At 45.8% G+C, this 26,385-nt stretch carries 17 protein-coding genes, 7 tRNA genes and 3 rRNA genes; 26 read left to right on the plus strand and 1 reads right to left on the minus strand.

Going from position 1 to position 26,385, the window contains the following annotated elements; genetic code table 11:
* The first annotated feature begins 122 nt into the window (after window positions 1-122).
* The 15 genes from I6H64_RS00575 to I6H64_RS00645 all read left to right on the plus strand — a co-directional run bounded on the left by I6H64_RS00575 (window position 123) and on the right by I6H64_RS00645 (window position 12,563).
* Window positions 123-1,699 (plus strand): 16S ribosomal RNA (locus I6H64_RS00575).
* Window positions 1,700-1,779: 80 nt separating this feature from the next.
* Window positions 1,780-1,853, plus strand: a tRNA-Ile gene (locus tag I6H64_RS00580).
* A 5-nt stretch (window positions 1,854-1,858) separates the two neighbouring features.
* Window positions 1,859-1,931, plus strand: a tRNA-Ala gene (locus tag I6H64_RS00585).
* A gap of 178 nt (window positions 1,932-2,109) precedes the next feature.
* Window positions 2,110-5,031, plus strand: a 23S ribosomal RNA gene (locus tag I6H64_RS00590).
* Between the two features lie 95 nt (window positions 5,032-5,126).
* Window positions 5,127-5,243: ribosomal RNA gene (gene rrf, locus I6H64_RS00595) — 5S ribosomal RNA — on the plus strand.
* Together the 16S, 23S and 5S rRNA genes with 4 tRNA genes alongside form the textbook arrangement of a ribosomal RNA operon.
* A gap of 6 nt (window positions 5,244-5,249) precedes the next feature.
* Window positions 5,250-5,322: transfer RNA gene (locus tag I6H64_RS00600), tRNA-Asn, on the plus strand.
* A gap of 61 nt (window positions 5,323-5,383) precedes the next feature.
* A tRNA-Thr gene (locus tag I6H64_RS00605) sits at window positions 5,384-5,456 on the plus strand.
* 110 nt (window positions 5,457-5,566) lie between these two features.
* Window positions 5,567-7,033 carry a peptide MFS transporter gene (locus I6H64_RS00610; protein WP_002832402.1) on the plus strand — a complete coding sequence of 489 codons (1,467 nt, stop codon included), beginning with the start codon at window positions 5,567-5,569 and terminating at the stop codon, window positions 7,031-7,033.
* A gap of 97 nt (window positions 7,034-7,130) precedes the next feature.
* Entirely contained in the window at window positions 7,131-7,931 is an 801-nt protein-coding gene (locus I6H64_RS00615; RefSeq protein WP_008842416.1) for a metallophosphoesterase, read from the plus strand.
* 88 nt (window positions 7,932-8,019) lie between these two features.
* A tRNA-Tyr gene (locus I6H64_RS00620) sits at window positions 8,020-8,105 on the plus strand.
* A gap of 3 nt (window positions 8,106-8,108) precedes the next feature.
* A tRNA-Gln gene (locus I6H64_RS00625) sits at window positions 8,109-8,180 on the plus strand.
* A gap of 231 nt (window positions 8,181-8,411) precedes the next feature.
* A complete protein-coding gene (gene adhP / locus I6H64_RS00630; RefSeq protein WP_056985071.1) occupies window positions 8,412-9,428 on the plus strand; it encodes an alcohol dehydrogenase AdhP in 1,017 nt (338 codons plus the stop codon).
* 407 nt (window positions 9,429-9,835) lie between these two features.
* Entirely contained in the window at window positions 9,836-10,624 is a 789-nt protein-coding gene (proC, locus tag I6H64_RS00635; RefSeq protein WP_056985073.1) for a pyrroline-5-carboxylate reductase, read from the plus strand.
* 67 nt (window positions 10,625-10,691) lie between these two features.
* Window positions 10,692-11,834, plus strand: a complete 1,143-nt coding sequence (gene nagA / locus I6H64_RS00640; RefSeq protein ID WP_005915972.1) for an N-acetylglucosamine-6-phosphate deacetylase — start codon at window positions 10,692-10,694, stop codon at window positions 11,832-11,834.
* A gap of 27 nt (window positions 11,835-11,861) precedes the next feature.
* A complete protein-coding gene (locus I6H64_RS00645; protein WP_002832395.1) occupies window positions 11,862-12,563 on the plus strand; it encodes a GntR family transcriptional regulator in 702 nt (233 codons plus the stop codon).
* Between the two features lie 107 nt (window positions 12,564-12,670).
* Here I6H64_RS00645 and I6H64_RS00650 read toward each other — a convergent pair whose 3' ends face one another.
* The gene (locus I6H64_RS00650) at window positions 12,671-13,393 is read right to left on the minus strand and encodes a WecB/TagA/CpsF family glycosyltransferase (protein WP_008842420.1); all 723 of its coding nucleotides are present in this window, start codon (window positions 13,391-13,393) and stop codon (window positions 12,671-12,673) included.
* Window positions 13,394-13,519: 126 nt separating this feature from the next.
* Between I6H64_RS00650 and I6H64_RS00655 the strand changes: the two genes are divergently transcribed.
* The 11 genes from I6H64_RS00655 to I6H64_RS00705 all read left to right on the plus strand — a co-directional run bounded on the left by I6H64_RS00655 (window position 13,520) and on the right by I6H64_RS00705 (window position 25,755).
* Entirely contained in the window at window positions 13,520-14,983 is a 1,464-nt protein-coding gene (locus tag I6H64_RS00655) for a nicotinate phosphoribosyltransferase (protein ID WP_056985075.1), read from the plus strand.
* Between the two features lie 19 nt (window positions 14,984-15,002).
* The gene (nadE, locus tag I6H64_RS00660) at window positions 15,003-15,821 is read left to right on the plus strand and encodes an ammonia-dependent NAD(+) synthetase (RefSeq protein ID WP_002832392.1); all 819 of its coding nucleotides are present in this window, start codon (window positions 15,003-15,005) and stop codon (window positions 15,819-15,821) included.
* A 225-nt stretch (window positions 15,822-16,046) separates the two neighbouring features.
* Entirely contained in the window at window positions 16,047-18,716 is a 2,670-nt protein-coding gene (locus I6H64_RS00665; RefSeq protein WP_008842381.1) for a cation-translocating P-type ATPase, read from the plus strand.
* Between the two features lies 1 nt (window position 18,717).
* The gene (locus I6H64_RS00670) at window positions 18,718-19,152 is read left to right on the plus strand and encodes a hypothetical protein (protein WP_002832390.1); all 435 of its coding nucleotides are present in this window, start codon (window positions 18,718-18,720) and stop codon (window positions 19,150-19,152) included.
* Between the two features lie 120 nt (window positions 19,153-19,272).
* Window positions 19,273-21,447 carry a Tex family protein gene (locus I6H64_RS00675; RefSeq protein WP_008842382.1) on the plus strand — a complete coding sequence of 725 codons (2,175 nt, stop codon included), beginning with the start codon at window positions 19,273-19,275 and terminating at the stop codon, window positions 21,445-21,447.
* Window positions 21,444-21,896, plus strand: a complete 453-nt coding sequence (locus tag I6H64_RS00680; RefSeq protein WP_008842383.1) for a SprT family protein — start codon at window positions 21,444-21,446, stop codon at window positions 21,894-21,896. The genes I6H64_RS00675 and I6H64_RS00680 overlap by 4 nt, the downstream gene beginning before the upstream one ends.
* Window positions 21,897-21,967: 71 nt before the next feature.
* Window positions 21,968-22,053, plus strand: a tRNA-Leu gene (locus I6H64_RS00685).
* A 464-nt stretch (window positions 22,054-22,517) separates the two neighbouring features.
* Window positions 22,518-23,498, plus strand: a complete 981-nt coding sequence (locus tag I6H64_RS00690; protein WP_008842384.1) for a mannose/fructose/sorbose PTS transporter subunit IIA — start codon at window positions 22,518-22,520, stop codon at window positions 23,496-23,498.
* Window positions 23,499-23,519: 21 nt separating this feature from the next.
* Entirely contained in the window at window positions 23,520-24,326 is an 807-nt protein-coding gene (locus tag I6H64_RS00695) for a PTS mannose/fructose/sorbose transporter subunit IIC (protein ID WP_008842385.1), read from the plus strand.
* A gap of 17 nt (window positions 24,327-24,343) precedes the next feature.
* Window positions 24,344-25,255 (plus strand): PTS system mannose/fructose/sorbose family transporter subunit IID, encoded by a 912-nt coding sequence (locus I6H64_RS00700; RefSeq protein WP_005921577.1) that lies wholly within the window; start codon window positions 24,344-24,346, stop codon window positions 25,253-25,255.
* A 119-nt stretch (window positions 25,256-25,374) separates the two neighbouring features.
* A complete protein-coding gene (locus tag I6H64_RS00705) occupies window positions 25,375-25,755 on the plus strand; it encodes a DUF956 family protein (RefSeq protein ID WP_005921580.1) in 381 nt (126 codons plus the stop codon).
* Window positions 25,756-26,385 lie beyond the last annotated feature (630 nt).

The following is a 26,385-nucleotide window of genomic DNA, read 5'->3' on the forward strand; positions in this document are numbered from 1 at the left end:
AACAAAATTTTGACAAACGATCGTGTGAGGACTCGCAAATCAAATTGATTTAGTGAGAACAAACATGCGAAGTCAATTCGCAAAAACAAACAATTAATGAGCTTGAAAAAGACTCATCATTTTAATATGAGAGTTTGATCTTGGCTCAGGATGAACGCTGGCGGCGTGCCTAATACATGCAAGTCGAACGAACTTCCGTTAATTGATTATGACGTGCTTGCACCGAATGAGATTTTAACACGAAGTGAGTGGCGGACGGGTGAGTAACACGTGGGTAACCTGCCCAGAAGCAGGGGATAACACCTGGAAACAGATGCTAATACCGTATAACAGAGAAAACCGCCTGGTTTTCTTTTAAAAGATGGCTCTGCTATCACTTCTGGATGGACCCGCGGCGCATTAGCTAGTTGGTGAGGTAACGGCTCACCAAGGCGATGATGCGTAGCCGACCTGAGAGGGTAATCGGCCACATTGGGACTGAGACACGGCCCAGACTCCTACGGGAGGCAGCAGTAGGGAATCTTCCACAATGGACGCAAGTCTGATGGAGCAACGCCGCGTGAGTGAAGAAGGGTTTCGGCTCGTAAAGCTCTGTTGTTAAAGAAGAACGTGGGTGAGAGTAACTGTTCACCCAGTGACGGTATTTAACCAGAAAGCCACGGCTAACTACGTGCCAGCAGCCGCGGTAATACGTAGGTGGCAAGCGTTATCCGGATTTATTGGGCGTAAAGCGAGCGCAGGCGGTCTTTTAAGTCTAATGTGAAAGCCTTCGGCTCAACCGAAGAAGTGCATTGGAAACTGGGAGACTTGAGTGCAGAAGAGGACAGTGGAACTCCATGTGTAGCGGTGAAATGCGTAGATATATGGAAGAACACCAGTGGCGAAGGCGGCTGTCTGGTCTGTAACTGACGCTGAGGCTCGAAAGCATGGGTAGCGAACAGGATTAGATACCCTGGTAGTCCATGCCGTAAACGATGATTACTAAGTGTTGGAGGGTTTCCGCCCTTCAGTGCTGCAGCTAACGCATTAAGTAATCCGCCTGGGGAGTACGACCGCAAGGTTGAAACTCAAAAGAATTGACGGGGGCCCGCACAAGCGGTGGAGCATGTGGTTTAATTCGAAGCTACGCGAAGAACCTTACCAGGTCTTGACATCTTCTGCCAACCTAAGAGATTAGGCGTTCCCTTCGGGGACAGAATGACAGGTGGTGCATGGTTGTCGTCAGCTCGTGTCGTGAGATGTTGGGTTAAGTCCCGCAACGAGCGCAACCCTTATTACTAGTTGCCAGCATTCAGTTGGGCACTCTAGTGAGACTGCCGGTGACAAACCGGAGGAAGGTGGGGACGACGTCAAATCATCATGCCCCTTATGACCTGGGCTACACACGTGCTACAATGGATGGTACAACGAGTCGCGAAACCGCGAGGTTTAGCTAATCTCTTAAAACCATTCTCAGTTCGGACTGTAGGCTGCAACTCGCCTACACGAAGTCGGAATCGCTAGTAATCGCGGATCAGCATGCCGCGGTGAATACGTTCCCGGGCCTTGTACACACCGCCCGTCACACCATGAGAGTTTGTAACACCCAAAGCCGGTGGGGTAACCTTTTAGGAGCTAGCCGTCTAAGGTGGGACAGATGATTAGGGTGAAGTCGTAACAAGGTAGCCGTAGGAGAACCTGCGGCTGGATCACCTCCTTTCTAAGGAATAATACGGAACCGCACACGAGTCAAAGTTTTGTTTAGTTTTGAGAGGTCTACTCTCAAAACACATGCGTATCGGGCCTATAGCTCAGCTGGTTAGAGCGCACGCCTGATAAGCGTGAGGTCGATGGTTCGAGTCCATTTAGGCCCATACATGGGGAATTAGCTCAGCTGGGAGAGCGCCTGCCTTGCACGCAGGAGGTCAGCGGTTCGATCCCGCTATTCTCCATTGAACAACGTTAGTTGTTCTGCTTTTGTTCTTTGAAAACTGAATAATATCTATAATTTTCTAATTTTAATTAATCATAATTAAACCGAGAGAAAACCGCGTAATTTTAAAGGGTTAAACAAGATTAGTTCAAAATAATCGCAATACTCAATTAATCGCTTTACCGTAGGTAAAGTTAGGTTAAGTTAGGAAGGGCGCATGGTGGATGCCTTGGTACTAGGAGCCGATGAAGGACGGGACTAACACCGATATGCCTCGGGGAGCTGTAAGTAAGCTTTGATCCGGGGATTTCCGAATGGGGCAACCCAATAGTTTTAATCGACTATTATCCGCATCTGAATTCATAGGATGTGTGAAGGTAAACGTGGGGAACTGAAACATCTCAGTACCCACAGGAACAGAAAGAAAATTCGATTCCCTGAGTAGCGGCGAGCGAAACGGGAACAGCCCAAACCAAGAAGCTTGCTTCTTGGGGTTGTAGGACTGAACATTTGAGTTACCAAAGAGCTTGATAGCTGAAGGGCCTGGGAAGGCCAGCCAGAGAGGGTGACAGCCCCGTAAGTTAAATCAAACTCCCTCAGTTCAGGATCCTGAGTACGGCGGAGCACGTGAAATTCCGTCGGAATCCGGGAGGACCATCTCCCAAGGCTAAATACTACCTAGTGACCGATAGTGAACCAGTACCGTGAGGGAAAGGTGAAAAGCACCCCGGAAGGGGAGTGAAATAGTTCTTGAAACCATGTGCCTACAAGAAGTCAGAGCCCGTTAATGGGTGATGGCGTGCCTTTTGTAGAATGAACCGGCGAGTTACGTTCGTATGCCAGGTTAAGTTGAAGAGACGGAGCCGAAGCGAAAGCGAGTCTGAAGAGGGCGAATTAGTATGCGGATGTAGACCCGAAACCAAGTGACCTACCCATGTCCAGGTTGAAGGTGCGGTAAAACGCACTGGAGGACCGAACTCGTGTACGTTGAAAAGTGCTGAGATGAGGTGTGGGTAGCGGTGAAATTCCAAACGAACTTGGAGATAGCTGGTTCTCTCCGAAATAGCTTTAGGGCTAGCCTCGGAATTAGGATCGTGGAGGTAGAGCCACTGTTTGGACTAGGGGCCCGTCATGGGTTACCGAATTCAGATAAACTCCGAATGCCATCGATTTATGTCCGGGAGTCAGACGGTGAGTGATAAGATCCATCGTCGAAAGGGGAACAGCCCAGACCACCAGTTAAGGTCCCTAAATATATGTTAAGTGGAAAAGGATGTGGAGTTGCATAGACAACTAGGATGTTGGCTCAGAAGCAGCCACCATTTAAAGAGTGCGTAATAGCTCACTAGTCGAGTGATCCTGCGCCGAAAATGTACCGGGGCTTAAACATATTACCGAGACTGTGGATGCCACCATTAGGTGGCGTGATAGGAGAGCGTTCTAAGGGCGACGAAGGCAGACCGTGAGGACTGTTGGAGCGCTTAGAAGTGAGAATGCCGGTATGAGTAGCGAAAGATAGGTGAGAATCCTATCCACCGTATGACTAAGGTTTCCTGGGGAAGGCTCGTCCTCCCAGGGTTAGTCGGGACCTAAGCCGAGGCCGAGAGGCGTAGGCGATGGATAACAGGTTGAGATTCCTGTACTAGTTAAACTTGTTTGAACAATGGAGGGACGCAGGAGGCTAAGGAATGCACCCGATTGGAAGTGGGTGTCCAAGCCGTAAGTCTGAAGTCGAGTCAAATGCTTGATTTCTTAAGGACAAGCGGTGATGGGGAGTGAAATTTAAGTAACGAAGTTCCTGACGTCACGCTGCCGAGAAAAGCTTCTAGTTAGAGTTTAACTACCCGTACCGCAAACCGACACAGGTAGTCGAGGAGAGTATCCTAAGGTGAGCGAGAGAACTCTCGTTAAGGAACTCGGCAAAATGACCCCGTAACTTCGGGAGAAGGGGTGCTGATCGCAAGATCAGCCGCAGTGAAAAGGCCCAGGCGACTGTTTATCAAAAACACAGGTTTCTGCAAAATCGTAAGATGACGTATAGGGGCTGACGCCTGCCCGGTGCTGGAAGGTTAAGGGATGAGTTAGCGTAAGCGAAGCTTTGAACTGAAGCCCCAGTAAACGGCGGCCGTAACTATAACGGTCCTAAGGTAGCGAAATTCCTTGTCGGGTAAGTTCCGACCCGCACGAAAGGCGTAACGATCTGGGCACTGTCTCAACGAGAGACTCGGTGAAATTATAATACCCGTGAAGATGCGGGTTACCCGCGACAGGACGGAAAGACCCCATGGAGCTTTACTGTAACTTGATATTGAGTGTTTGTACAGCTTGTACAGGATAGGTAGGAGCCGTAGAATCCGGAACGCTAGTTTCGGAGGAGGCGCAAGTGGGATACTACCCTCGTTGTATGAACCCTCTAACCCGCGCCACTAATCGTGGCGGGAGACAGTGTCTGGTGGGCAGTTTGACTGGGGCGGTCGCCTCCTAAAAGGTAACGGAGGCGCCCAAAGGTTCCCTCAGAATGGTTGGAAATCATTCGCAGAGTGTAAAGGCAGAAGGGAGCTTGACTGCGAGACAGACAGGTCGAGCAGGGACGAAAGTCGGGCTTAGTGATCCGGTGGTTCCGTATGGAAGGGCCATCGCTCAACGGATAAAAGCTACCCTGGGGATAACAGGCTTATCTCCCCCAAGAGTTCACATCGACGGGGAGGTTTGGCACCTCGATGTCGGCTCATCGCATCCTGGGGCTGTAGTCGGTCCCAAGGGTTGGGCTGTTCGCCCATTAAAGCGGTACGCGAGCTGGGTTCAGAACGTCGTGAGACAGTTCGGTCCCTATCCGTCGCGGGCGTAGGAAATTTGAGAGGAGCTGTCCTTAGTACGAGAGGACCGGGATGGACACACCGCTGGTGTACCAGTTGTTCCGCCAGGAGCATCGCTGGGTAGCTATGTGTGGATGAGATAAACGCTGAAAGCATCTAAGTGTGAAACTCGCCTCAAGATGAGATTTCCCATTGCCTTCGGGCAAGTAAGACCCCTGAGAGATGATCAGGTAGATAGGCTAGAAGTGGAAGTGTAGCGATACATGGAGCGGACTAGTACTAATCGGTCGAGGACTTAACCAAGTAGAACGTGGCAAGTAACTCGAAAGAAATGTAGATATTATTCAGTTTTGAGAGGACAAAAGTTTTCTCAAGTGATAACGCAAGTTAGCACAGAGTGTGGTGACGATAGTGAGAAGGATATACCTGTTCCCATGTCGAACACAGAAGTCAAGCTTCTTAACGCCAAGAGTAGTTGGGGGATCGCCCCCTGCGAGGGTAGGACGTTGCCATGCGATTATTCCGGCATAGCTCAGTTGGTAGAGCATCTGACTGTTAATCAGGGTGTCGACGGTTCGAGTCCGCCTGCCGGAGTTAGCTTTAAGGATGTTAACCGAGTTGTTAGCATCCTTTTATGCTATAAAGCCAAGCCAATGCCGGCTTAGCTCAGTTGGTAGAGCGGCGGTATCGTAAACCGTAGGTCAGGTGTTCGACTCACCTAGCCGGCATTATGGAATACGCCTTAATGTTAAAGTTAAGGCGTTTTTTCATATATAGTCCCAAGTTTATAGCCTTAAGTATTATTTTGATTAGGCGAGAATTATGGAGGAAATAAAAATTGAATACACAAGAAAAAGATACAGCTTTTCTTGGTCAACCGCGTGGTTTGATGACCCTGTTCTTCACAGAAATGTGGGAACGGTTCAGTTACTACGGGATGCGTGCGATATTAATTTATTACATGTATTACGCAGTTTCACAAGGTGGACTAGGTTTTAGCCAAGCTACTGCTGCTTCAGTTATGGCCATTTATGGGTCGTTAGTTTATTTAGCTAGTGTCGCTGGTGGTTTTATCAGTGATCGTATTTTAGGTAGTCGGAAGACCGTTTTCTATGGCGGGGTTTTAATCATGTTTGGGCACATTGCTCTTTCATTGCCATTCGGTAGCGCGGCATTACTTGTGTCAATTGCGCTAATCGTTATCGGTACAGGGATGTTGAAACCCAACGTTTCTGAAATGGTCGGTTCGCTTTACTCTGTAGAGGATACCAGACGGGACGCAGGTTTTAGTATTTTCGTTTTCGGTATTAATTTGGGCGCGTTGCTGGCTCCGCTAATTGTTTCGTGGGTTGGTTTCCAAATCAGTTTCCACGCAGGCTTCTCGTTGGCTGCAATTGGAATGTTCTTCGGACTGGTGCAATATTATCTTGATGGTAAAAAATACTTAAATAAGGATAGCCTCTATCCTTCAGATCCAATTCAACCAGAAGAAGTTAAGAAGTTTAGCTTACGCGTACTTATCGGCGTGGTAGTGCTCGCCTTAATCTTGTTGGTAATGTTCATTGCCAACGTGCTTACAATCGATAACGTTGTTTTATTAATTAGTATTGTGGCTATTATTACGCCAGTGGTTTACTTTATTTTAATGTTCACTAGCAACAAGGTTTCTAAAGGTGAACGTTCCCGTTTGTGGGCTTATGTACCACTCTTTATCGCCGCAACCTTATTCTGGGCAATTGAAGAACAAGGTTCAGTTGTATTGGCATTATTTGCTGCAGATCGTACCCAATTACATTATGGATGGATTAACATCACGCCAGCTAACTTCCAATCGTTGAACCCGTTGTTCATCATGTTATACACCCCGATCTTTGCTTGGCTATGGACTAAATTAGGTAAAAAACAACCTTCGTCACCGAAGAAGTTTACCTATGGGTTAGTATTTACCGGGATTTCATATCTCTTCATCGCGTTACCAGGCTTGATGTTTGGTACTGATGGAAAAGTTAACGCCCTTTGGCTAGTGGGTAGCTGGGCAATCGTTGAAATTGGGGAAATGTTGATTTCACCAATTGGATTATCCGTAACTACCAAATTAGCTCCCGCAGCGTTTGCTTCACAAATGATGAGTATGTGGTTCTTGGCAGATGCCGCTGGACAAGCGATTAACGCACAGCTGGTTAAACTTTATCCTGGTCACGAAGTTAGCTACTTCATTTGGACCGGAATCATTACGATTATCTTTGCGGTTGCTTTATGGTTACTTTCACCATGGATCAGCAAGAAGATGCAAGGGATTCGTTAATAAAATTTGAATTTACAAGATGAACTAGGTTATGCTTAGTTCATCTTTTTTATTTAGGATAAGTCAAACGAGTAGGGCGAACGTTTTGAGAGTAGCAATGACTAGTGACAATCATTTGGACATTAATAAGGTTGATATTGAGCAAACGTTGGCAACGCAAGCACAATACCTTAAAGACAATCACGTGGGAATTTATTTAATTGCGGGAGACTTATTTAATAAGTTCAACCGTAGTAAGGAATACGTGGAAAAATTACAGCGCCGCTTGCCACGGACCAAGGTGTTCTTTATTGCGGGAAATCATGATATGTTAAATGATATTGATTACGCTGGGTTAGAAAAGCTGCAACACCCGCAGTACTTGCACAACCAATTTTATGACGTTCCGGGAACCAAATGGCGCATCATTGGAAATAACGGCTGGTATGATTATAGTTTTGCGGATAACGTAGATAAAACTCCTGAACAATTTTGGCGGTGGAAAAAAACTTTTTGGGTAGATACTGCGATTGAGCAGCCAATCTCTGACATTGAACGGATGGATCGCGTACTGCAACAAACGGAACGACAACTTCAAGCAGCCCAATCTAAGTCAGTACTTTTTATGACCCATTTTGCAGTGCGCCACGAATACATTCGCTACACTGATGACTACCGCTTTTGGAACATGGCGAACGGGATGATGGGGAGCCGCCGAATGGAAAAGTTATTAGCAAAATACCAGCCAAAAATTATTTTATCCGGACACCTACATTTTCACTATAAACCTCTTGCAACAGCTGGCGGGATATATTATAATAATTCAGTCGGATATCATAAGAGACGAATCAACGAGTGGAATTCGGATAATTTTATTACTGAATGGACTCAGCGATTACTTATAATTGATCTTGAATAAATTTAAAAAAAGTTTCAAAAAAAGCTTGCAAAATTCTTCAAGATTAGTTATTATAATTAAGTCGGATAGATAAGACGACAACTTATATGGAAGGGTAGCGAAGTCTGGCTAAACGCGGCGGACTGTAAATCCGCTCCTTCGGGTTCGGTGGTTCGAATCCACTCCCTTCCACCATATTGGGCTATAGCCAAGTGGTAAGGCAACGGGTTTTGATCCCGTGATGCGCTGGTTCGAACCCAGCTAGCCCAATCAGTTAAACTCCATGTCGATGACGTGGAGTTTTTTTGTGCGTTCATTTATGGCTAAATTGTCTGTAAAAGTGGTTATCTAGTTGATAAGCATTCTTTAATTAGAAGACTAAGTAGTTATCGTAAATTTGATTTTTTTGCGGATCTTAGAAAACGCTTTCACAAAATACCCGTTAGTATTATAATGAAGGTGGAGCAACTAGTCTTTTAATGTAGTAAGGAGGCAATTAAAATGCGTGCAGCGGTAGTTAGGAATCAAAGTGATGGGTACGTTGATATTGTAGAAAAGCAATTACGACCGCTTAGGGATAATGAAGCCTTAGTTGACGTAGAATACTGTGGGGTATGCCATACGGACCTCCACGTGGCAAATGGTGACTTTGGCGAACAACCTGGACGGGTGATTGGTCACGAAGGAATTGGCATTGTTCGCGAAATTGGTGCTGACGTGCACAGCTTAAAGGTGGGAGATCGGGTTTCCATCGCCTGGTTCTTTGAAGGCTGCGGGCATTGCGAATATTGTACTACTGGACGAGAGACTTTCTGTCGGGAAGCTAAAAATGCCGGATACACGGTTGACGGAGCGATGGCTGAACAGGCAATCGTCGTGGCGGATTACGCGGTGAAAGTGCCGGACAATCTGGATCCGGTGGCGGCAAGTTCAATTACTTGTGACGGCGTAACTACTTATAAAGCAATCAAGGAATCTAAAATTCGTCCTGGAGAATGGTTGACGGTGTTTGGCGCTGGTGGATTAGGTAATCTGGCAATTCAGTACGCTAAGAACGTGTTTAACGCTAAATTAGCGGTGGTAGACATTAATGATGATAAATTGGCGCTGGCCCAAAAGCTGGGTGCGGATTTGGTAATCAATTCTAGCAAAGAAGATCCGGCGAAGGTAATTCAGGAACGGTGCGGCGGAGCACAGGCGGCGGTAGTGACCGCGGTAGCTAAGGCAGCCTTTAACGCAGCGGTCGATTGTCTAAAAGCAGGTGGCGTTTTAGTTGCCGTAGCTCTACCCGTAGACACGATGGATTTATCAATTCCGCGAGTTGTATTAGACGGTATTCAAGTAATTGGTTCCTTAGTCGGCACCCGGAATGACTTGGCGGAAGCCTTCCAGTTTGCAGCGGATGGCCAAGTTAAACCTATTGTTCAAACTCGGCGTTTGGATGAAGTGAACGACATCATCGATGAAATGCGGGCTGGACAAATCGAAGGTCGGATGGTTGTGGACATGCATAAATAAGGATGATGGACACGTAACTTTAAATGCGGGAGTGTCCCCCAAATGCCTGATAGACATTAAGCAGTGGTAAGACCAGCTTTTAAGGATCCGTAAGGATGAAAAATCAAGGCTGATTGAAAAAGTCGGCTAGTTTTTGAGGATTAACTGAAATTCGACCATTATGCCTGAATTTGGCATAACGGTCGTTTTTAGGTTGTGCGGAGCATAATGGCTTTGGACTTTATTAAAGCCGGCACCCAAAAATGATTTTTTTTCTCAGTTTCAGGCACATTTTTAACTGCATCATGATACTTTGGCAAGGGCGTTGGATTTGCTCGAGAAGTATTAAACCTTCATAAAATATTACATAATTCCCGGGGATTTAATGATAAAATTAAAATAATTAACAGAAAAGCGGGGGAATACAAATGAAACTTGGATTTATTGGCGTTGGAAACATGGCCAAGGCAATTATTAGCGGATTAGTAAAGAAAGATGTCGCTGGTAAGGATATTTTGGTCCACAGCGCTCACCCACAAAACTACGAAACTTTTGCAAAACAACACGGACTAACCGCAGTATCAGATAATACGGCGGTAGCCCAACAGGCAGACGTAATTATTTTGGCAGTTAAGCCCACGGTGATTAAGCGGGTTGCTGAAGAAATTCAACCGGTACTAACTGAAGAAAAGTTGGTGGTTTCAATTGCTTCTGGCGTTAGTTTAGCGGACTTACAAGCGGTTTTAGGCACTGCTCAACCGATTTTGCGAGTAATGCCAAACGTAAACGTTGAAATTGCGCAAGGAATGACAGCGGTCAAAGCCACGGGCGACCTTAACGCAGCTCCGTACCAAGCGGGAGTTGAGTTGTTTGCTCGGATCGGAAAAACCATGGAAGTTGCCGAAAATGACTTTCCGATTTTCGCGGCACTTGCGGGGAGCGCACCAGCATACGCTTACCTATTTATTGACGCGCTTTCCCGGGCGGGCGTTAAGTACGGATTGACTAAAGCTAACGCCACTAAGATTGCTGCGCAAATGGTACAAGGTAGTGCGCAAATGGTGCTCAATAGTGATGAAGTGCCTTACGCATTGATTGATAAAGTTTCTTCTCCAGGCGGGACAACCGTCGCAGGTTTATTAGCAATGGAAGAAGCCGGATTTAGCCCATCCGTAGTTAAGGGAATCGACGCAACCGTGGCAAAAGAAAACGGTTAAGGTAATCTTGTTTTTTGGTCTATACCGATATATAATGAAGCTAGATTAACTTAGAGGAGGAAAATTCATGAGTACAGTTTTACGACATGCGACAATTTATACGGGCCTCGAAAAGATTGAAGACGGCTACATTCGGTTTGGTAAGACCATCGAAGCAGTTGGGCCAATGAGTGAATATAAGGCACAGGGTGACGACGAAGTTTATTACGCAGGGGGCAAGATTATTGTTCCAGGGTTCATTGACGTACATACCCACGGTGGTTACGGTTTTGATGCGATGGATGGCGATCCAGAACAAATCAACGAAATGGTAAACCAAGCGGTAATCAACGAAGGAGTTACCAGCTTCTTTTGTACCACAATGACTCAATCCAACGAAAACATTGAAAAATCAATGCGCGGAGTGGCCAAGGCTGCGGAAGAAAATCCCGTTATCCAAGGGGTTCATTTGGAAGGTCCCTTCATTTCGGCGAAGTACAAGGGTGCTCAACCAGAAGAGTATATTAAGGACCCGGACGCAGCATTACTTGGCAAGTGGAACGAGCTTTCAGGCGGTCGAGTAAAATTAATTACGATTGCCCCTGAACACGCAGGCTCCGATGCATTTGAAGCATACTGCTTGGATCATGGAATTGTTCCTTCAGTAGGACATTCCAACGCTACCCGTGCACAATTGCTAAATAGCACGGTTACCCACGCAACTCACTTATACAACGCCCAACGTGAATTTAAGCATCGTGAACCAGGGGTTACCGGCCACGTAATGTTGGAAGACAACATCTATGCTGAATTAATTTGCGACGGTTTCCACATCGTTCCTGACATGCTCAAACTGGCTTATGAAGTTAAGGGACCAGAACGCATTGAATTGGTTACTGACTCAATGCGTGCCAAGGGAATTGCCGAAGGAGAAAGTGAACTTGGCGGACAAAAAGTTTACGTAAAGGACAAGCAAGCTCGTCTAGCTGACGGAACGCTAGCAGGTTCAGTACTATCCTTTGATGATGCTTTCCGGAACGCCATGAAGTTCTTTGGTTGCGGAATTGCGGAAGCTGTTCAAATGAGTTCGGTAAACCAAGCTCGTGAATTTGGCTTAGATTCTAAAGGAACCTTAGAAGTTGGCAAGGACGCTGATTTAAACGTCTTTGACGGCGACCTTAACAAGTTAGAAACTTACAGCTACGGCAAGAAGTTTGCTAAGGAAGATTAATAGTTAAAAACAAGTAGGAGTACAATCATGAATTCACCGGTATATATTCAGATTCATAATGAAATCAAAAAGGCAATTGAAGCAGGAAAATGGAAAGTTGGCGAGCGGATTCCCGCCGAACGGGAACTGTCAAACCATTTTAAAGTTAGCCGAATGACTTTACGCCAAGCGATTTCAACTTTGGTTGATGAAGGGATTTTAGAACGTAAGGTGGGTTCGGGGACGTACGTTGCTAGTCAAAAGGTCCAAGAAAAAGTTTCTGGAGTAACCAGCTTTACGGAATTGACGGAAGCCCAGGGTAAGAAACCATCGAGCAAGACAATTTCCTACCATACTAGTGAGCCATCGTTAAGTGAAATTGAAAAATTAAAGTTAGCGGATGGAGATTTAGTACTCCGAATGGAACGGATCCGGTATGCGGATGGGGTACCGATCTGTTACGAAACGGCGACCATCCCAGAAAAGTTAGTTACTAACTTTAGTAAATCCGAAGTAACCAAGTCGTTGTACAACACTTTGGAAGAGCGTGCGGGACTGGTAATTGGTCGTGCTGAGCAAACCGTATCGGCGATGTTAGCTTCCGAAAAGGTTGCCGAATACCTTGACGTTAAGCGGGGTGCGGCGATTTTACGCCTTCATCAGGTTTCATACGCCCAGGATGGTACGCCATTTGAATACGTACGAACGCAATACGTAGGAGAACGGTTTGAATTCTATTTAAATCGGTAAATAATTGGTGAGGAATTGAGAAGAGGGTTACCCTTAATTCCAAAGTCATAAAAACGAGGATTAGGTTCTTTTTAAGAACGCTAACCCTCGTTTTTTTGTGTTCATCGCTATTTGTGGTTGGCCCACCATGCTTTAATCATAAAGATTGGAAGCACGATTTGGCGTTTGATCCGGCGAGGATCGCTGATTAAACGGTATAGCCACTCTAGGTTATGCTTTTGCCAAAATTCGGGAGCACGTTTGACTTCTCCAGCAAAGACGTCAAAACTGCCCCCAATACCCATCCAAATTGCGGGAGAGAGGTGCCGATACTTTTGGATTAACTCCTCTTGTTTGGGGAAGCCGGTGGCTACAAAAACCATTTCCGGCTGGGTTTGCTCAATTTCAGTTTGGATGGGAGCAAAATCGGTAAAATACCCATCATGATGGCCAGCGACTTCCACGTGGGGATATTGGCGGTTAACTTTGGCAATCACTTGAGCAATCACGGCCGGTTTGCTTCCCAAAAAGTAGATTCGCGAATGGTGTGCGTCTCCCCAACGCAAAAGTTCTTCAAAAAGTTCGTAGCCGGTTACGCGTTCGGGCAGCGGATGGGCGGTATGCTGGGTTGCTTTCACGACGCCAATCCCATCGGCCACTAAATAATCGGCTTGGCGAATAATTTCAGCGTAAGCGGGATGTTTTTTAGCGTACATAATAATTTCTGGATTAGCGGTCACCACAAAGCGGTTTTGGTGGGCCGCTAAGTCGGTATGTAATCGTTCTAAGAATTGGGCCTTGGTCGTTTGTAAAAAATTGAATCCCAAGACGTTGGCAGTTGAAAACTTCATATATAAAGGTTCTCCTCACGATAAAATTGCGGTTTGGCGCAAAAATGATAAAATTAAAGCAATTGTATTTTATGTCCACCAGTAAAATTTATACTTTAAAAAATAAAGAGTAGGAGCATAATCATCATGGTACAAGAATATCCAGATGACACATTAACTTTACACACAGACGCTTATCAAATCAACATGATTCAAACTTATTGGCAAAAGGGAATTCACAATCAAAAGGCAATTTTTGAAGTTTTCTTCCGTAAAATGCCTTTTGACAATGGATACGCAGTTTTTGCCGGATTAGAACGGGTGATTGACTATATCGAAAACCTTCACTTTTCGGCGAGTGATATCGAATATCTTCGCGAAGTGGGCGGCTATCCGGATGATTTTCTGGAATTTTTAAAGAATTTTCATTTCCGGGGGACCATTCGCTCGGCAGTGGAAGGCGACCTAGTTTTTAATAACGAACCAATCTTACAAGTCGAAGGACCACTGGCCGATTGTCAACTGGTGGAAACGGCAATTTTAAACGTGGTCAATTACCAAACCTTAATTGCAACCAAGGCGGCGCGGATTAAATCCGTAGTTGGCTCAGACAAGCTTTTAGAATTCGGCACGCGCCGTGCCCAAGAATTTGACGCAGCAATTTGGGGAACCCGGGCGGCTTACATCGGCGGTTTTGACGCAACTAGTAACGTACGGGCTGGGAAGAAGTTTGGGATTCCAATTAGCGGAACCCACGCTCACGCAATGGTGCAATATTACATGAACGACTACGATGCGTTTAAGGCGTACGCAACCACTCATCACGATTGTGTCTTTTTGGTGGACACCTTTGACACACTCAAAAGCGGGGTGCCTAACGCAATTCGGGTGGCTAAAGAAATGGGCGACCGGATCAATTTCCTTGGGGTACGGATCGATAGTGGTGACATGGCTTACCTGTCTAAACGAGTTCGCGAACAGTTGGATGAAGCGGGTTATCCAAACGCTAAAATCTACGCTTCCAACGATTTGGACGAAAAGACCATCCAAAACTTAAAGATGCAGGGAGCTAAAATTGAAGTTTGGGGTGTGGGAACCAAATTAATTACCGCTTATGACCAACCGGCGTTAGGAGCCGTTTATAAGATGGTTTCCATTGAACGGGACGGAAAGATGGTCGACACCATCAAATTGTCTAACAATGCTGAAAAAGTTTCTACACCAGGCAAAAAGCAAGTTTGGCGAATTTCTCGGCGGGCAGATGGTAAATCAGAAGGAGATTACATTACGCTTTGGGATGAAGACCCTCGTGAAAAGGATTCGCTATACATGTTCCACCCCAACTATACGTACATCAATAAGACGGTGACCGATTTTGAAGCTCGACCGTTATTACAAACCATTTTTAAGAACGGCAAGTTAGTTTATGATCGCCCATCCTTAGCGGAAATCAAAGAATTTTCTCGGCAAAGTTTGGATTCCTTGTGGGATGAATACAAACGTGATTTAAATCCACAAGACTATCCGGTGGATCTTTCACAAGAATGTTACGATCACAAGGTATCCATCATTAAGCGGGTCCGGGATTACGTAAATCAGCTTAAATTTTAATCATTGGGGGGCGTAAAAAATGCGCAAAATGCAACAAGAAATTATTGAAGCTCTACGGGTTCAACCAACAATTGACCCAGAAAAAGAAATTCGACGCAGCGTTGATTTTATGAAACGCTACCTAAAAAGTGTTCCTAGTTTACGTTCGCTAGTCCTTGGGATTTCCGGCGGGCAAGATTCTACCTTAGCCGGAGCGTTGGCACAGATGGCAATTCGGGAACTTCGGGAAGAAACTGGCAATGCCGATTACCAATTTATTGCGGTCCGCCTACCTTACGGGGTTCAAGCTGACGAATCGGATGCGATGAAGGCAATTGAATTTATGCAAGCGGACCGGGTGGTACGAATTGACATCAAACCAGCCGCGGATGCCATGGTAGCCGCTATTGAAGCAACCGGAGTTCAGGTATCCGATTTTAACAAGGGAAACATTAAGGCCCGGCAACGAATGATTGCCCAATACGGCATCGCGGGTGAAACCGCGGGAATCGTGGTGGGAACCGACCACGCGGCCGAATCGGTGACCGGATTTTATACAAAATTCGGGGATGGCGGTGCGGACATCGTTCCGCTATGGCGCTTGAACAAGCGGCAGGGTAAGGCAATGCTTAAAGCGTTAAACGCGCCCGTTGAGCTTTACGAAAAGGTGCCCACGGCGGACTTAGAAGATGAACGACCAGCATTACCGGATGAGGTTGCGTTAGGCGTAACTTACCAAGACATTGATGATTATCTAGAAGGCAAGGAAGTTAGCGACGCAGCGGCCGAAAAAATTGAAGGTTGGTACCAACGGACCGCCCATAAACGTGCTTTGCCGTATACCGTTTTTGATAAATAAATTGTTAAGTTCAAGGCTCGTCACTTGTAAAGGAAAATTAATTTCCGGTATAATATGTTTAAACATGAGGGAGTAACTTGCAGCTTAGCTGTGGTAATGTCATCAGCAAGAAAAAATCTGGTATTACCTTAAATTAGTGAGACTCATGTGTGTCGAGAAGTAGTTTTCGACGCACATGGGTCTTTTTTTTAAACTTTAAGATCCCAATTAAATGGAGGAAAGAGAATGAAGGCAAGTAAGTTAAAGGATTGGCAGCGGACCGTTGAAGATACCGCTGCTAAGCAAGATACCCGGTTAGCTGGGCTCACGACTGCCGAAGCACAACGACGGTTGGAAAAATATGGCCATAATGAACTAGCAACTAAGGGTAAAACGACTTTGTTACAAAAGTTTTTGGCCCAGTTTAAAGATTTGATGATCATTGTGCTGCTCGTGGCCGCCTTAATCTCAGTGTTTGTGGGCGAAGGAGTCGACGCCTTGATTATCTTGCTGGTGGTGGTGTTAAACGCAATCTTTGGCGTTTTTCAGGAATCTAAGGCAGAAGAAGCTATTGATGCATTAAAAAGTTTGGCAGCTCCGCAAGCCAAGGTCGAACGGGACGGCCAAATTCAGCAAATCCAGAGTACCGAATTGGTGCCAGGAGACGTGGTCATTTTAGAAGCTGGAGACGTGGTGCCGGCCGATTTACGGCTGGTAGAGTCAGCGTCGATGCAAATTGAAGAGTCGGCGTTAACGGGGGAATCGGTCCCGGTGAATAAACAAACGGCGGCCCTAGATGACGAACAGCTTCCCCTAGGCGACCGCACCAACCTCGCCTTTATGAATAGTAACGTTACTTTTGGTCGCGGAAAGGGAATTGTCATTCATACGGGAATGGCGACCGAAGTAGGGAAAATTGCCCGGTTAATTAACGACGCTGATGAAACCATTACTCCTTTACAACGTAATTTAACCAAGCTAAGTAAAACGTTGACTTGGTTAATTTTGGCCATTGCGGTGGTGGTGTTTGCGGTCGGTATGTTACGGGGCCAAGAAAGCTTAATCGACATGTTGTTAACCGCAATTTCGCTTGCGGTGGCGGCCATCCCGGAAGGTTTACCGGCAATCGTTACGATTACCCTAGCCTTGGGAACCCAGCGGATGGTTAAACGTCACGCAATTATTCGAAAACTCCCGGCGGTGGAAACCTTAGGGAGTACGCAAATCATTGCTTCGGATAAAACGGGAACCCTTACCCAAAATAAAATGACGGTTGAAAAACTTTTTGTGGATAACCAGCTAATGGATGCCGCAGCGGTCACTCCTGATTTTCAATCCAAGTTATTTGACCTGATGATTTTAAACAACGACACGAAAAAAATTGACGAGGAGTTGGTGGGGGATCCTACCGAAACGGCCTTGATTGCGTTTAATGACCAACGGGGATACTCTAGTGCTGCGGTAATTGACCAGTACCAACGGGTCGCTGAAGTACCGTTTGATTCGGAACGAAAGCTAATGTCCACGGTCAATGCGTTACCGGACGGGAAGTATTTGATTACCGTTAAGGGAGCACCAGATGAACTTTTGAAACGAACTACCAAGTACGTAATGCCAGGTGCCGAATTACCAATGGACGAGGCTGAAGAACGCCGGATTCAGGCCGTGAACCATGATTTAGCGTTGCAAGCAATCCGAGTCTTGGGCTTTGCGTACCGGATCGTTGATGCGGTTCCTGAAGAGCTGACTAGTGCGGTAGTGGAAAACGACTTGATTTTTGCGGGATTAGTAGGGATGATTGACCCGGAACGGCCCGAAGTGGCACAAGCCATTCAAGAAGCCCACGACGCGGGTATTCAAACCCTGATGATTACTGGTGACCACCGCGATACTGCGGGAGCAATTGCTAAACGACTAGGGATGATTACCGATGCCGAAGTGGACACGGCGGTGGTGACTGGTGCAGAACTCGATCAGCAAACTGATGAACAACTAGCGGATCACGTAGCAAATTACCGAGTTTACGCCCGGGTGGCTCCTGAACATAAGGTCCGGATTGTCGACGCTTGGCAAAAGAAGGGGAAAGTGGTGGCGATGACCGGGGACGGTGTAAATGACGCCCCCTCCTTAAAACAAGCGGATATTGGAGTGGCAATGGGAATTACCGGAACCGAAGTTTCTAAGGGTGCTAGTGACATGGTGCTGGCCGACGATAACTTTGCTACCATCGTGGACGCGGTTGAAGAAGGACGTAAAGTATTTGCCAACATTCAAAAGGCGATTCAGTACCTCTTATCAGCTAACCTTGGGGAAGTTTTAACCCTTTTCGTGATGACGATGATGGGCTGGCAAATTTTGGCACCGGTGCACATCCTGTGGATAAACTTGGTGACCGACACTTTGCCTGCCATTGCCTTGGGACTTGAACCTGCAGAAAAAAACGTGATGCAACAGCCACCACGTGATAAAAAATCTAGCTTCTTATCGGGAGGCGTCGCGGGTAACGTAATCTACCAGGGAATTTTGGAAGGGGCCATCACCCTATTTGTTTACGCAATGGCGTTAGCTTTCCCTGACCATTCCGGGAGCGCACAGATTCATGCCGATGCCTTAACCATGGCCTTTGCAACGTTAGGTTTAATCCAGCTTTTCCACGCCTTTAATTCGAAGTCGATTCACGGATCAATTTTCCAAGCAACCACTTGGAAAAATAAATTCTTTAATTGGGCGATCCTCATCGCGTTTGCTTTATTAGCAATTACGATTGTGGTGCCGGGCTTTAACGACCTTTTCCACGTTAGCCACCTAAACTTACACCAGTGGTTAATCGTAATTGGAGCATCTTTATCGATGATTGTAATCGTAGAAGTGGTAAAATTAATTCAACGAACTTTAAAGAAATCACGAGGAAATTAAGATGAAGGTAAGTATTCAAGCGTACGCGAACACCATTTCAAGATTGACTGAGAAATTAGAAGAAATTGGTTCTAGCGTGGATCCGTTTTTTCAAGAATTAAAGAAGGCGGGTCAATTAGGTACGGTGGACGAAATGGATCAAAGCCGGTTAAAAGAAATTAAAAAACAATTTCAAGTGGCAACCGACCAGTACCGGGCGCTAGAAAAGATGGTCTGGAATGCTAAGGTGCCAGCTAAATTAATTGGTAAACATCAGTTATTGAAACGTTACCTAAGGGAATATGCTAATCAATGCCAAAAAATGGTTGATGCAGTAGATGACCAAACCAAAAAGCTGGATGAGGTAGCCTTTCAAGAGTCCGAACATGCCCAGGAAGCTGCAATGGGCCAAATGACCAAAGCGTTGACTAAAATTATGAGCAGTTTGATGGGATAGATCATTACTTCTCACGCTGACCATTTAGTTAGTGGAATCGGAGAGGTTTAAAAGGAGGCTGGGAAAAATTTCCTAGCCTCTTATCTTGTACAAAAAGTTTTAACAAAGTGGGGTTTAAATTTGGAAGCAGAGATTTTAGCTTTAGTGGAAAAACAATTGACCGCTTACCGACCGCAACAAATTCGCGCGACGTTGGAGATGCTCGATGAGGGAAATACGGTGCCGTTCATTGCACGCTATCGTAAGGAACGCACCCACAGTCTTGACGAAGTACAAATTCGCGAAATCCAGGCGGCGTACCACCAAACGGAAACGTTAGAAAAGCGGAAGACAGAAGTTTTAAAGCAGATTGAAGAACAAGGCAAATTAACTACTGGATTAAAACAGCAAATCAAGCAGGCAACCACCTTAACTGCGGTGGAAGATTTATATTTGCCGTACAAGCAAAAGCGGCGCACAAAAGCGACGATTGCCAAAGAAGCGGGACTAGAACCGTTAGCGGCGTGGGTTTTAACTTTCCCCCAACAAGGACTACGAGAACGCTTGGCGGCTGCCGTTAATCCCGAAGTGAAGTTAAATACTATCGAAGACGTAGAGTCCGGGGTTCACGAAATTTTGGCCGAAGCCTTTGGCGAACAGGCGGAAATCCGGGCGTGGATTCGTAAATACACCCAGCATAATGGCGCGTTAGTTAGCGAAGTTAAACGGCAGGGCAAGGAACTAGATGAAAACGGCGTTTACGCGATTTACTATGATTTCCAAGCGCCACTTGCTCAGTTAGCAGCTCACCAAGTGTTGGCAATTAACCGGGGAGAAAAGGAAAAGGTCCTCCGGGCTAAGGTTGCGGTGGAAGAAGCGGGCATTGAGCGCTATTTAAACTTTCGTTTGGTACAAAAGCATCGGGGGCCGGCGGTGGCGCTGGTACAAGCAGCCTATCGGGACGCCTATAAACGGTTTATTGGGCCAGCAATTGAACGAGAAATGCGTGCGGAATTGACTTCCATGGCGGAGCAACGCGCAATTAAAGTTTTTGGAGAAAATTTATACCATTTGCTGATGCAAGCACCGCTCAAGGGCAAAGTGGTCCTCGGTTTTGACCCTGCTTACCGTACCGGTTGTAAACTAGCCGTAATTGATGAAAACGGGAAGTTCTTAGATAAACTGGTGATTTATCCGCACCGTCCGGCTCCTCAAGCAAAGCGAGCCGCGGCTGCTAAGCAATTAAAGGACTTCATTGGAAAATACCATGTGGAAATGATTGCGATTGGAAACGGGACCGCTAGCCGGGAATCCGAAGAATTTGTGGCTCAAGTCATCAAAACAATTGCGCGACCAGTTTACTACGTGATCGTCAACGAGGCCGGAGCTTCCGTATACTCAGCTAGTCCGGCTGCTCGGGCAGCGTTTCCTGATTTACAAGTGGAAGAGCGTAGCGCAATTAGCATTGGCCGGCGTTTACAAGATCCGTTAGCAGAGTTGATCAAAATCGATCCCCAAGCGGTGGGAGTCGGCCAATACCAACACGACGTTGCCCAAAAAGATTTGCGGGAACAGTTGGACCACGTGGTGGAAACCGCGGTTAACCAGGTGGGGGTCAATTTAAATACCGCCAGTCCAGAGCTACTGACCCACATTTCGGGGCTAACTAAAACGACGGCGCAAAACATCGTTAAGTTTCGGGAAGTCAACGGAAGCTACCGAACTCGCCAAGCAATTAAATCAGTGCCGCGACTAGGGCCTAAAGCATACGAACAGTCGATTGGATTTTTACGAATTGTGGATGGAGACGATGAGCTTGATAATACGGGAATTCATCCAGAAAGTTACCCGGTGGTTAAAGCCCTAATGAAGGAGCTGGGATTAAACCTGCATGACTTAGGAACCCCCGCTTTTAACCAAACGTTGCAACAGGTTAAGGTCGCACAATTGGCAGCTCAGCTGCAGGTCGGAGAAGAAACGCTTCACGACATTCTCGAAGAATTGCAAAAACCGGGGCGGGATTTGCGGGATGAAATGCCTGCACCATTATTACGCTCCGACGTCTTAACTTTAGAGGACCTCCAACCAGGGATGCAACTGCAAGGCACCGTCCGGAACGTCATCGATTTTGGCGCGTTTGTCGATATCGGCGTTAAACAAGACGGTTTGGTACACATTTCTAAGCTAAAAAAAGGCTTTGTCAAACATCCTAGTGACGTAGTGGCGGTGGGGGACATCGTTACCGTTTGGGTGGAAAGCGTGGATACCAAGCGAAATCGGATCCAGCTCACCATGATTCCGGCTGAGGAACAATGACTGACTTAGAGCTAACTCAGTTAACGCGTCGACTGGCTAAACAATTCTTTAACCAAGCTTATCCTTACGAAGCGCGGTTTAACCGCCGCTTAAGAACGACGGGCGGTCGCTATTTTTTAGGGGACCATCACATTGAAATCAACCCGCTTATGCTAAGCGAGTTTGACGAAGAAACCTTAGTAGGCGTAATTAAACACGAACTAGTCCACTACTGGTTGCACGTGCATCATGAAAAACCAGATCACCGCAACCCGCATTTTAAGGAGTTGCTGCAGCGGACCGGTGGTTTACGCTACGCACCGGTGACGTCTAAGCGCCGGACTACTACATCGGGGCGATTAGTATACCAGTGTAAAAAATGTGATCAGCTTTACCATCGTCAACGCCGCATCAACGTGCGACGCTACGTTTGTGGACGTTGCGGGGGTCGCTTGGGGTTAAAACACTAATAAAAATATTTTTATAAAAAACACTTGCTAGCTAATGGTGGTTTTGCTATTATTATCTAGTAAGGTTTTTTGCGGCCATGGCGGAATTGGCAGACGCGCAGGATTAAGGATCCTGTCCGAATTTACTCGGGTGGAGGTTCGAACCCTCTTGGCCGCATTACTCTTCGGTTAAAGAGCTGTGATTCAACTTAACTTGGATCACAGCTCTTTTTTTGTCAAAAAATGACCAGATTTCCGGGGAGTTAATAATACACTTGATACACTAAGTGATACAGTATAGTGTATCAAAATAGTGTATTAACAAAAATGCTTGAATTCGCTTACGTTAAGCTTAGTGTATTTTGGCACGGTATTTGCTTATATACTCAGTGGAAGCTAAACATACTGTGTTAGCGGTATGTTGGTCCTACTGATTACCATTCGGTGGCGGTAGATCGACAGCTGGCCACAATTTTATTACAAAATTAACTTTTTTGGGGCGTTGTGAAAACGCTTTTGGGATGGTTAAGAAGTTTTGGGATTGAAAAGGCTGTCAAGAATTTATTTTAACTAGTTGCAGGTTTAGAACTTATTTTATTTTTTTCAACTGTAACAAATAGAAAATGGGAGGTATACAGACAAATGGTAGGAATTATCATTGCTAGTCATGGTGAATTCGCCAAAGGCATTTTGCAATCCGGTTCAATGATCTTCGGTGAACAAGAAGACGTTAAGGCCGTAACCTTAATGCCTAGCGAAGGCCCTGACGATCTCAGAGCAAAACTTCAAGAAGCAATTGCTTCTTTTAGTAACCAAGACCAAGTATTATTCTTAGTCGACCTATGGGGAGGCACTCCATTCAATCAAGTTAACAACTTGTTTGAAGAACATAAGGACAAATGGGCAATCGTTGCTGGTTTGAACTTGCCAATGTTAATTGAAGCATATGCTTCTCGTCTATCGATGGAATCAGCACAAGAAATTGCTGCACACATCATTGACACAGCAAAAGAAGGGGTTAAGGTTCGTCCTGAAGAACTTCAACCTAAGGAAGCTCCAAAGGCTGCTGAAGCAGCTGCACCAGTTAATACTGGTAAACCAGGTCACTTTGATTACGTGTTAGCACGAATCGATACTCGTTTACTTCATGGTCAAGTTGCTACTTCATGGACGAAGACTACTAACCCGGATCGGATCATCGTTGTTTCTGATAACGTTGCTAAAGACAAGTTACGTTCATCAATGATTAAACAAGCTGCTCCAGCAGGCGTTAAAGCCCACGTTGTTCCAATCGAACAAATGATTAAGTTGGCTAAGGACGACAAACACTTCGGTGGTACCCGGGCAATGCTTTTGTTTGAAACCCCTCAAGATGCTTTGAAAGCCATCGAAGGCGGTGTTCCAATTAAGACTTTGAACGTTGGTTCAATGGCTCATTCAGCTGGAAAAGTTCAACCAAATACCGTATTGGCGTTTGACCAAAATGATATTGACACTTACAAGAAGTTGGAAGACATGGGCGTTCGAATGGACGTACGGAAGGTTCCTTCTGATTCAAAGGATAATTTAGACGCAATTATGAAGAAGGCTCAAGATGAGCTTAATAAACAAAAAAATAACTAAAAAAACGGAGGATTAATAATCATGGCATTGAATGCAATTCAAATGATTTTAGTCGTTATCGTGTCATTCTTAGCTGGTATGGAAGGTATTTTGGACCAATTCCACTTCCATCAACCAGTAATTGCATGTACGTTAATCGGCTTAGTAACTGGTAATTTAGTACCTTGCCTTATTTTAGGTGGTTCACTACAAATGATCGCTTTAGGTTGGTCTAACGTTGGGGCTGCGGTTGCTCCTGACGCTGCTTTAGCTTCTGTGGCTTCTGCTATTATTTTAGTTTTAGGTGGTCAAGGTAAAGCAGGTGTTTCATCAGCGATTGCCCTTGCAATTCCGCTAGCTGTAGCTGGTCTTTTGCTTACCATCATTGCTCGTACATTGGCAACCTTGATTGTTCACATCATGGACGCGGCTGCTAAGGAAGGTAGCTTTGCTAAATTGGAAATGTGGCACTACATTGCGATCATCATGCAAGGTTTGCGGATTGCAATCCCTGCAGCATTGATCTTGGCAATCGGCGCTGCTCCCGTACGTGGTTTACTTTCTGCTATGCCAGCTTGGCTAACTGATGGTTTGTCAATCGGTGGTGGAATGGTTGTTGCCGTAGGTTACGCGATGGTTATCAACATGATGGCTACTAAAGAAGTTTGGCCATTCTTCGCACTTGGCTTTGTTTTAGCAACTGTTCAAGATTTAACATTGATCGCTTTAGGTACAATCGGTATCTCACTTGCTTTGATTTACTTAACCCTTTCTAAGATGGGCGGTTCAAGCAACGGTGGTAATTCAGGTACTGGTGACCCACTCGGCGACATTATCGATAAATACTAGAAGGAGGCCAACATAAAATGCAAGAAAAAGTTCAATTAACTAAAAAAGATCGTATTCACGTTTGGTTACGTTCCACATTCCTGCAAGGTTCATGGAACTACGAACGGATGCAAAATGGTGGTTGGGCATACACATTGATCCCAGCCCTCAAGAAGTTATACAAGACTAAAGAAGACCGTGCCGCAGCTTTGACTCGTCACTTGGAATTCTTTAACACTCACCCATATTTAGCTGCTCCAATCCTTGGGGTTACAATGTCACTTGAAGAAGAACGTGCTAATGGTGCACCAATTGATGACGTTGCTATCCAAGGTGTTAAAGTTGGTATGATGGGACCCCTCGCTGGGGTTGGTGACCCGGTATTCTGGTTCACCGTTAAGCCAATTTTAGGTGCTTTGGCTGCTTCACTAGCAATGGGTGGCAGTATCTTAGGACCAATCCTTTACTTCGTATTGTGGAACGCAATTCGGATGGGCTTCACTTGGTATACTCAAGAATTCGGCTACAAAGCTGGTTCAAAGATTACTGAAGATATGTCTGGTGGTTTACTCCAAGACGTTACTAAGGGTGCTTCAATCCTCGGTATGTTCATCTTAGGTTCATTGATTAACCGTTGGGTTGTGGTTAAGTTCACACCGGTTGTTTCAACTGTAAAACAAAGTAAGGGTGCTTACATTGACTGGGCAAACTTGCCAAGTGGTGCAAAGGGTATCCAAAAGGCCCTTATCGAACAATCGAATGGTTTGTCACTCACTCGTGAAAAGGTTACTACTTTGCAAGATAACTTGGATCAATTAATTCCAGGTTTAGCAGGATTACTGCTTACATTACTTTGCATGTGGTTGCTTAAGAAGGGTGTTTCACCAATCATCGTTATCTTTGGTCTATTCATTCTTGGTGTTGTACTTCACTTACTACACGTTATGTAATGCAATGATTCCAATAAAGTCTGGGCAATGGCCTGGGCTTTTTTTGTTAAGAGTTTTTGCGGTTAACTCGACCGCGCATTATAATGGAAACAGCAAATATAAAGAATGGAGCAAATTGAATGGTACAATCGATTAACACCAAGGTCGACCAGGTTACGGACGCAACCTCATTTCTTGGGATGGGGGATTACGGCAAAATAATGATTGGCGACCGCGGTTTTGAATTTTTTGATAACCGCAACGTAAAAAACTACATTCAAATTCCGTGGAAGGAAGTTGACAAGGTAATTGCGTCGTTAATGTTTGGGGGAAGATGGATTCCCCGGTTTGCAATTAAAACGAAGCATAGCGGAACTTTCAGCTTTGCGGCAAGGCATCCCCACGAATTGTTGAGAGGAATTCGCAAGTACGTGGATGAGGAAAGAATGGTCCGCTCGCTAGGAGTGGTAGACGTAGTAAAGCGCGGATTAAAAGAAGTGTGGCGAAGGATCCGAAAATAGAGAGCGGAAGCCCCTTGGGCAGCTTGTGAGGATTAACGGAATATAAGGACTAACCGCGGGTTGGGCGGTTGGTCCTTATATTTGGTTAACCGGAAGAAGCTAGGGGCTGGAGCTCATTTTGACATGGCAGCAGTAGGAGAGCAGGATTAATTGAAACCCCCATTAATCGCAGTTTAGGCGATTGATGGGGGATTTGATTAACCGGAAAGAGCTGGGGTTCGGAGCCCGTTTTGACACGGCGGCAGTAGGAGAGCAGGATTAACGGAATATAAGGACTAACCGCGGGTTGGGCGGTTGGTCCTTATATTTGGTTAACCGGAAGAAGCTAGGGGCTGGAGCTCATTTTGACATGGCAGCAGTAGGAGAGCAGGATTAATTGAAACCCCCATTAATCGCGGTTTAGGCGATTGATGGGGGATTTGATTAACCGGAAAGAGCTGGGGTACGGAGCTCATTTCGACACGGCAGCAGTAGGACAGCCTCCAGAACCACTGCACTAAAGCAGAATAACCAAGTTAAGGCACTGCCCGTTTTGCTGACGGTTGGTGCCTTAATTAGTTATTCGGGAATTCAAACCCGTGTGCCCTAGGTAATCCGCCTTGAAAACGCTTTGGCGAAAGTGTGATAAAC

The sequence above is a fragment of the Pediococcus acidilactici genome, from assembly GCF_016127815.1.
GTDB classification, from domain to species: Bacteria; Bacillota; Bacilli; order Lactobacillales; family Lactobacillaceae; genus Pediococcus; species Pediococcus acidilactici.